The 8,261-nt window shown below is 35.7% G+C and carries 6 protein-coding genes and 1 pseudogene; 1 reads left to right on the forward strand and 6 read right to left on the reverse strand.

Translation table 11 applies throughout. The features are described 5' to 3' along the window. The first annotated feature begins 143 nt into the window (after nt 1-143). Entirely contained in the window at nt 144-1,319 is a 1,176-nt protein-coding gene (locus DWU89_RS11085; RefSeq protein WP_244205893.1) for a hypothetical protein, read from the forward strand. On the opposite strand, the gene DWU89_RS11090 is transcribed toward DWU89_RS11085, so the two are convergent. The 6 genes and pseudogenes from DWU89_RS11090 to DWU89_RS11115 all read right to left on the reverse strand — a co-directional run bounded on the left by DWU89_RS11090 (nt 1,277) and on the right by DWU89_RS11115 (nt 7,948). Further along, complete coding sequence (locus DWU89_RS11090) at nt 1,277-2,311, reverse strand: BF3164 family lipoprotein (RefSeq protein WP_115499715.1); 1,035 nt, start codon at nt 2,309-2,311, stop codon at nt 1,277-1,279. The two genes, DWU89_RS11085 and DWU89_RS11090, sit on opposite strands and share 43 nt — an antisense overlap. 117 nt (nt 2,312-2,428) lie before the next feature. Beyond that, complete coding sequence (locus DWU89_RS11095) at nt 2,429-3,493, reverse strand: BF3164 family lipoprotein (protein ID WP_115499716.1); 1,065 nt, start codon at nt 3,491-3,493, stop codon at nt 2,429-2,431. A 20-nt stretch (nt 3,494-3,513) separates the two neighbouring features. Then, nucleotides 3,514-4,623 (reverse strand): annotated as a pseudogene (locus DWU89_RS11100) (ATP-binding protein); the annotation flags it as partial. 93 nt (nt 4,624-4,716) lie between these two features. Continuing rightward, the gene (locus tag DWU89_RS11105) at nt 4,717-5,886 is read right to left on the reverse strand and encodes a DUF4221 family protein (RefSeq protein ID WP_115499718.1); all 1,170 of its coding nucleotides are present in this window, start codon (nt 5,884-5,886) and stop codon (nt 4,717-4,719) included. 46 nt (nt 5,887-5,932) lie between these two features. Then, entirely contained in the window at nt 5,933-6,934 is a 1,002-nt protein-coding gene (locus DWU89_RS11110) for a BF3164 family lipoprotein (protein ID WP_115499719.1), read from the reverse strand. 12 nt (nt 6,935-6,946) lie between these two features. Beyond that, entirely contained in the window at nt 6,947-7,948 is a 1,002-nt protein-coding gene (locus tag DWU89_RS11115; protein WP_115499720.1) for a 6-bladed beta-propeller, read from the reverse strand. Nucleotides 7,949-8,261 lie beyond the last annotated feature (313 nt).

Genomic DNA, 8,261 nt, shown 5'->3' on the forward strand with positions numbered 1-8,261 from the left:
CTGCAAAAGTAATCTATCGATTTAAAACAGCCTATGAAATTTGGAAACACTTTAATGTTTCCACTTAATGTTTCCAGAATGTTTCCAGTGTACTGATTCTGATTGCTTATTTTTACTACTTTTGTTCTATAAATGAAGCGGAGATGAAAAAGAACAGGTCAATTATTACTCTTTTAGTAATGCTGATTTTAACAGTGCTGGTTGTCTTTTTGTCTTGTCGGTATGCAGCGCAAGTCAAAAATGGGCAGATTTTAAAAGCTGTTTATTTATTTAGTCAGGCTGTAAATAATGAAAAAGAACTTATGCATCCTGGATTAATCTTTTTCCCTGAATCAAGAACAGAGATTCACTCAGACTCTACTGTTATCGAGACTGAAAAAGGGAAAGCCATATATAAAAGGAGTAAGGAGACGGACAGCCTTGCTTTGTCTTACAGAAGAGAGTGGCTTTTCCAGATGTACTTAGCCTTTAAAAATCCTAATCGCGCCTTTACTCTCGACAGTCTTTTTCAAGAGGAATTAAAAAGTGAGGGTATAGTGGCTCAGACTGCTGTCTCTTTTTTTCAGGGCGATAGTCTCGTTAGTTGTTCGAATAAAATGTTATGTCAAGCAGGGATAGCCTTGGACCCTGTTGTTTTTGGAGTAGAGCATGATCCGAAACAAATAAAATTACAGGCGTATGTCTCGTTCTCCCGTTCCTATTTAATTAGTCAGATGCCTTTAATCTGGGGGGTGATTATATTGTGGATTGTTCCTGGTATATTTATATTAATGTATATATGGCTACGGCGTAAAAAGGTAGAATATAAGGACGTCATTAATCCTGTTCCACCCATATCGGCTCTGATTTCCTTGGATGCATCAGAGTGGAAAGAGATAACGCCGGGCATCTTTTTTAATGAGAAAACAGGAGTATTGAAGAAACAGGATCATGAGGTTTGCCTGAAAAAAAATCGTTTACGCGCTTTTTCTCGTTTTTTAGGAGTTTCGGATCATACTATCAGTTACTCTGATTTTTGTAAAAATGTGTTGGAGCGACCTTTGAACGAAGACGAATCGAACGAAAAAAATAAGGAATTGAACCAAGCGATAAAGAAATCTATGACGCAAACAATACAGCGTTTGCGAGATGATTTAAAGGATTTCCCGGAGTTGTCTATTGACAATATACCTAATTCAGGCTATCAGCTAAATATTGAAACCGTTTTGTCCGAATCTGATATGCATTCTATTTCCGGTGGAAGCTGTTCAAAACTTCCTTTTGATGAGAATGAGGGTTACAGCATTGCTTTGAGTAATTCCTCTGTTTGTAAAGAATAGCTATATATTACACGTTTGTCTTCATCAATTGCAAATGTATAAATAGGTTCTTTTAAAACATACTGTTTTTTCGGTTCTCCATCCCAGGAGAAAACATGAATTTCAGTTCCATTAGCCCAATCTTTTTCATTTCGTTTACAACCGGAAAATAGTAAATAAATGGCATTCTTTGTGACGTAGCTGTTTACATATGCTTTACGTGTCTTTTGAGTTTTAGCCATACGTGAATGACCCTTAGCCTTTACCGCTTGAAACTCTATATCAAAGCACTTAGGACCTTGTAAAGCATATTTTATTTCTCCTTCAGAATTGTATATTTCTATCATATCTGTATAACGATATGATAGAAGAATATCTTTTGTTGCTGGATTGACATTGATATAACAACTGCTTGCATCTATTAATGCTTCTAAAGCAATACTCTGATCCAGATATGCGTATTTACCTCGACTTGTCACTGAATTTGTATTGATGTTGACATAAGCTATCTTCGAATCTTTGCTCATATCATTTGTTCCAAGCATGATGGAATCATTTAGCATAGCAGTGTTATAATAATGAGCATTTGTTTTATGTTGGATAATGTTGGGAGTGTCCAACAATAATGAATCAATAGGTATAAATCCAATTCGCTTCTTGCTTATATCATATAGCCATAGTTTATTATTCACCATATCTATATCACAACTTAACATCTCATCTGGCCCTTCACCATATTTAATAATTTCATTTACAATTCGGTTCTCGGGCAAAGAATAAATAGCAATATGTTTGTCTTTGGCCTTACAAAATGTTTCAATAATCATCTTGTCTCCTTGTAACAACATTTTAGAAGGTTCTTCTAAGAGTTGATTTGATATGGCAACAAATTTCAACGTATCGGTCGACGGAAAAGATGAAAATTGCACAACGGAATCATTAAGCTTTATTTTAATATCTTTTGCACATCCGATGTACAAAAATATAGATATAATCAGATATATATATTTCATGACTGTTTTTTACAAAAGTAACCTATTGGCTAAAGACAACCAAATGAATTTGGAAATATTTAGTCGCTTTCGCTAAATGTTTCAAGGCGTTGACTCTGATTGCGGTTTTTTGTTTTTTCATTTTGTATGTTTGTTATCAAATATTTTCGATAAATCGAAAGAGTATAGATTAAAATCGTTTTCCCATCCCAGAGCTATAAGTTCTTTATCATTATCTGTTACGCACAGATTGAATAATTCGACATCAGAAACTAATCGGCAGATACACTCTCCCTCCCAATTATAGACAAAGATATTGTTGGTGAGCCTTGCGTTCATCATGCCTCCATTACTATATTCACTCAATTTTTTTCCGGAATATAATGTATAAATATATTTATGGGTTGCATAAATATCAGTATATCCTATTATATTGTCTTTTCCATGTGTGATACTATTGTACCCTGGATGACTATCGTCCATATATATTGGAAATATGTCATGGTAGCTCTTTATTAAATAAGGAGTTGTATCTATTTGGTATAGCTCAAATATAGCACCAGAGGTACAAGCTGTAGCAAATCTATTCAGAATTGGATTGTAAACCATATAGTTTTGGTATGCAAGTACTTTGCTCTTAATACCTGTTTTGTTCTTGTCATTAGGAAAATCTCCAAAAGATTTTACATATTCGCCATCATTGTTTAATATAGCATATCTTTTGTTATCATTCTCATTTCTATCCATGAGTCCCGATACTATATACTTATCTTGTACTTGTATGATTGATAAGGGCATACATTTTAAATTTAAAGTATTAGATGTGTGTCCCGTTAAATCTTTTGTAATGATCTGCTTTTTTTGAATATCTAATACATTAACACTTGACTGATCTTTTTTTTGCATTAAGCGGAGCGTGATGTATTCATCAGGTCCTGTACCCATTTGGGCAAAAGAAAAGAGACTGTCTTTTGTATAATATATTTTGTCTAAAAGAGATTCTCCTATATAGTTTTCTTTAATTATGCACTGCTGTTCCTCAAATAGTATTATTTTGCCAAAAGAATTTATTTTGTAAGTATCTACGTTGAGTTTTTGTGATTTTATATTAAACATTTGTCCGAAGTGTTCTTTCGGGTCTTTTTTACTATGGCTGCAAGAAAAGGCCGACATAATAATAAGCACGATTATTATATTCTTCATATTTCTTCAATTATCCACTGTTGTACAAACCCTTCTTTCACCTCCCGGTTAGGGAAACCTAATTGGTATATGCCAAACCTTTCGTCATAACTTTTGATCGTCAGATATCCGCTCTGGTAAATGACAGGAATAGGATTCGATGAATCTGCATAAATACTGTTTAATACATCTGCACTGGTCTCTTCATTAGCCATGCGCTCCAGATTGTAATGGCTTCGTTTTAACAGTTCTACCAAATAGGTGGGTGTGCCTGTCTCAAACCAATAGTTGCTGAACTTATTATATTTGAATGTATTGAGCAGGCTGAACGGATTGTAGATACCTATTGTGTTTTCTGCAAAGTGATAGCCATCGTAATACTCTTTGAGTTTGGCACATGTTTCTTCATATGTCATTGCTTGCGCATTTGCCAACTCGTGAAGCTCTTCTTCCAGATTGTCGTGTATCTCCTGTTCGGAGACGCCGCAGATGTTGACATAAGGTTCGCGCATGGAGATATCGTCCAGATTGTTCAGGTCGCTGAATACGCTGATTTTGCCAAATTTGGTTACTCCCGTCAACATGGCGAACTGGATGTAGCCGTCCATTGATTTCATTACGCCATAGAAAGCTTTTAAAGTTTCACGATATTCATTTTGTAAAGCAGTATTCTCTATGGTTTGCAGCAAAGGTTTATCATATTCGTCTACCAGAATGACCACTTTTTGCCCCGTCTTTTCATAAGCCTTCCGGATGAGTGTGACAAAACGGTCGTCTATCGTTTCGTCTGATGGGGAAGATCCATATTTCTCTTCATAGATGAGAAACTGGCGATCTATAAGGCGAAGCAAATCGTCTGTTGTATCAAATTTTTTAGCATTCAGGTCTAAATGCAGGATGGGATACTTGATCCAGTCTTTTTCCAACTTTTCCATGGCAAGCCCCTCGAATAGCTCTTTTTTGCCTTGAAAGTAAGCCTCAAGCGTAGATATGAGCAAGCTTTTACCAAAGCGGCGCGGGCGGCTCAGGAAATAGTAGCTACCGGTTTTAACAATACGGTAGATCAGTTCGGTTTTATCGATATAGAAATAACCGCTACTGCGAAGCTTTTCAAAGTTCTGTATTCCGATAGGATAAATCTTGTTGCTCATAGCTGTCTTTTTTGTTGTTTGCCGGAATGATGCATTCGGTCCGTAATACAACAAAGATAGTAATGTTTCTTTGAAAATAAGTGGTCAGTCTCCCTAATTATGTTCCAAATGAAAAAGTTCAAATGTCATAAAGTCTTCAGACTGATCAAAATCAATCTGATAATCCCGGCTGATATATAATCCGTCTTTATGTACAAAAAACACATAAGAATTATAGATCCCCTCTGGAAATAACGTTTCTCCTATGATATTAAAGTCCTTATCCAATATAATAACAGAAAACTTTTTTCTTCCATAGACTGCTCTCCCGAACCATTGAATCTTGTCATCCAAATTAGTCGAGGGGTATGTGAATCGGTAATAAACATCCCGATATTTGTCGTAGAGCAAGTCTCCATAACGTGCAGTTTCAAGATTTAATTTTGCTCCTAATTTGAAATCTTCCGGGATTTTTTCTATCGGGATTTTATCTATATATTTACTTTTGATGCAAAATCTATTTGTTTTAATATGATCAACATCCGTCACTAATATATTTTCATCTCCATAAAATGAATAGATAAATAAACCGTCATTATAGATTCGGCTGAAACTTGTCTCGTTTGCTTGTATTACTTTGTCGTCTAATATGTTGTATGTAATAGGCAACTGATGATATGTTTTATTTACAGTGTCGATCCTAACGGAAAGAGGAGTTTCTGTAACCGGAAAAATATGATTTGCCGCTTGTTGAGTGATATAGATGTTTTTGTCGACTATGATTGGTGAGACAAGGGGATGAGATGAAGGCGTGTAAGAAGGAACGATCCTGTAACCCTTATCGGTCGTGCCGTAAGGTATTTTTTGTATAATGCATTTAGCGGTGTCAACCTTGATTAACCCTGCGTAATCATATGAAGATATATAGATATTATTGAAATCCTGAATGTAAAAACCGGAAATCATGCTTACTCCATTGGGACCTTCTTGGTCTATTTCTAATTTGGAAAGATAGTTGCATGTCTCTAAATCATAGAATAAAATCTGATTAGTTCGATAATTTAAAAAGGATAAATATTCTTTCCCCTTTTCATCTTTGAATGTGTATAAATAAAATGCATTATATTTCGTGCTTGTATCTAAGTTGTAACTTTTTATCTTTCCGGATGGCACTAAGTTATATTTATATTTAGCCGTTTTATTATTTAAGTCCTTTTCTCTCTTACATGAAAAAGACAAGGTTATCAAAACTGAAAATAGTATATAAGGTAACAATTTGTTCATGACTTTATTGTTTTAATGTTGTCATTTGCAAATATACGAATATTATTTAATTACGAGTGGTTCGTAGTGCGCTTAATTTGTACACCAACAAATTATCTTCGGGATCTCCGTCTTCTCCTGTTCCATAGAGTGTAAAAGTTTTTTCGTCCACAGCAAAATAAACAGGGCGTCTTCCTTCTAAATGGTATCTGACTATGGGGTTTCCATCTAAATCAAATACTTCAAGAAAAGTCCCGCGAGTAGAGTTTGCTCTATTTTCCTTCCATGATGTTCCGAAATACAGTGCATATAAATAGTGTTTACCCAAATAACTGTAAACGTAGCTGACTTTAACATCTCCTTGATTCTCTGAATTGATGATGGTCGGACCATTAAATTTGAATTTCACCCTCTTGATGAGATTAAAGTTGGTGTCCATAAAATCAATCTGTTTCTTATAACCATAACAAAATACAATACGTTTTTCATTAGCATATGCGAGTCCCATATCCGGGTCAGCAAAATAATCTATCATATCCGGATTCCTATATTTCCATGATTTCTTTGGCAATTCATCTTGCATGGATAACAGATGCAGGTATGGGCCTGTATACATGGCATCTACTACAAATAGTGAGTCGTTGATAAAAGAGGATTCATGTATTGCATTTGTATATTTAGGCTCTTTAGTACCAATAAATATAGGTATCCCTTCTTTATTGATGTTGAATTGATGAAACTTGTTTTCATCTGCAATTAGAAGATCTGATAATTGTGTTTGCATTAACCATGGAAGCGTAAACTCATCCGGACCTTCTCCTGTTTTACCGAAGGTGTTTTTCAGCTTATGGCTGTTAAGATCGTAAATATGGAATATTCCTTCATTCAGCTTAATATTTTGAAGTATTAGAAAAGGATGTTTTATCTCCACCCTTATAGGATTGGTAATCCCTTGTAAAGGCATTAATTCCTCAGCTAAAGTCTCTTCTCGGGGAAAATTAGGTTCTACGGAATTGCATGCTGCGAGCAAGCAGCTACATAATATTTGTATGAAAGGAATAATTCGCATGTCTGTTGTTTTTTATATTATATCTGTTAAATCTAAATAAGCGAACTGTATCTCGTCGTTTAAATTTATAATGAGCCTGTTGTTTTCTTTGTCATAACAAAAATCGGTTATCATATATCCGGTTTCCAGGGTTTTGAGATAATTGCCATTTAAATCGAAAACCAAAAATTTTGTGGGATAATAGGCATCTGTACGATGGTCACTACCCGAATAAAGTGCCACTATCTTATCTTTGCAAAATGTAGCGCTGAGAGCATAGTGCTGTGTCTGTGTTATTTCAGCATTCCATTTAGGGCCATGGATGTTACAGATTAAATTCCCGTCGAAGTCGCAGATTGTCATCAGGTCATATTGGCTATAACATTGAACATACCGTTTGTGCTCTGCGGATGCGGCGTATATGAATCGGACTCTTTTCAGATCAGGATATTCGTACTTCATTGGCACTATTTCTTCGGTGGTCATGTTCCATCTGGCAACAGATGGGCGATAGTCGCTGTTTCCGATCGGTTCTATAATTCTGGCAATACAAAGTGTGTCATTCAAATATAAATATCGGTCGGGAAACTGTCTTTCTTTCATATTCATTTTAACTTCCGGCTGATAATCAGGGTTGGCTAAAACGCTATCAAGGTCGTAACTGAATATTTTCAGTTTACCGTGATCCGAGACGAAAAACCTGCGGTGTGCTTCATCTGTTCCCACGTGGCCGATAATCGTAATTTCTCCGGGGCCTTGTCCCTGATAAGTGGTGCTGGCTAAATGGTTGAAATAATTTTTGTCAAATAGGTGTATAAGTTTGTCTGGCACATTATATTCGGTGATAATTAGATAATCGCTGAGCAAGTACACTCTCGAAATTCGACCGATTAAAACGTCTTGTGTCGAGAACTCTTTCATTTTGTCCCGCACGTTAATCACATGATCCCGCTTACTTTGATATTTCTCGGTTTCAGAATCTCGGCTACAGCTCCAGCAGGATATAATTAGTAAAAGGTATAACAATTTGTTCATGACTTTATTGTTTTAGGATGCTGACATAACGCAAATATACGAATATATTTTGGTTACGAATGGTTCGTAGCTTAGTTGTCTCGTGATTTTATCGATTTGTGGAGATTCGGAAAAGGGTACTTATTGTATAAAACGGATTTTTCAAGCTCGGAAGAAGCCTTGATGCAAACAAATGTTAATCCACTTTTTTGCTCTCAAAAAAGGACTTTTTCCGCTTTTTTGAGCGTTTCCAGCATTTACGACCGTCCTCTTTGCCATTATGACCGTGCTAATGTGTAGTGCACTCGGCACCTCGCGAAGATTAGCACGGTCG

The sequence above is a fragment of the Parabacteroides acidifaciens genome (genome assembly GCF_003363715.1).
GTDB classification, from domain to species: Bacteria; Bacteroidota; Bacteroidia; order Bacteroidales; family Tannerellaceae; genus Parabacteroides; species Parabacteroides acidifaciens.

Bases quoted from the DNA above. Each gene is read 5' to 3' on its own strand.
- DWU89_RS11085 (WP_244205893.1), top strand. From the start codon at position 144: ATGAAAAAGAACAGGTCAATTATTACTCTTTTAGTAATGCTGATTTTA.
- DWU89_RS11090 (WP_115499715.1), bottom strand. From the start codon at position 2,311: ATGAAATATATATATCTGATTATATCTATATTTTTGTACATCGGATGT.
- DWU89_RS11095 (WP_115499716.1), bottom strand. From the start codon at position 3,493: ATGAAGAATATAATAATCGTGCTTATTATTATGTCGGCCTTTTCTTGC.
- DWU89_RS11105 (WP_115499718.1), bottom strand. From the start codon at position 5,886: ATGAACAAATTGTTACCTTATATACTATTTTCAGTTTTGATAACCTTG.
- DWU89_RS11110 (WP_115499719.1), bottom strand. From the start codon at position 6,934: ATGCGAATTATTCCTTTCATACAAATATTATGTAGCTGCTTGCTCGCA.
- DWU89_RS11115 (WP_115499720.1), bottom strand. From the start codon at position 7,948: ATGAACAAATTGTTATACCTTTTACTAATTATATCCTGCTGGAGCTGT.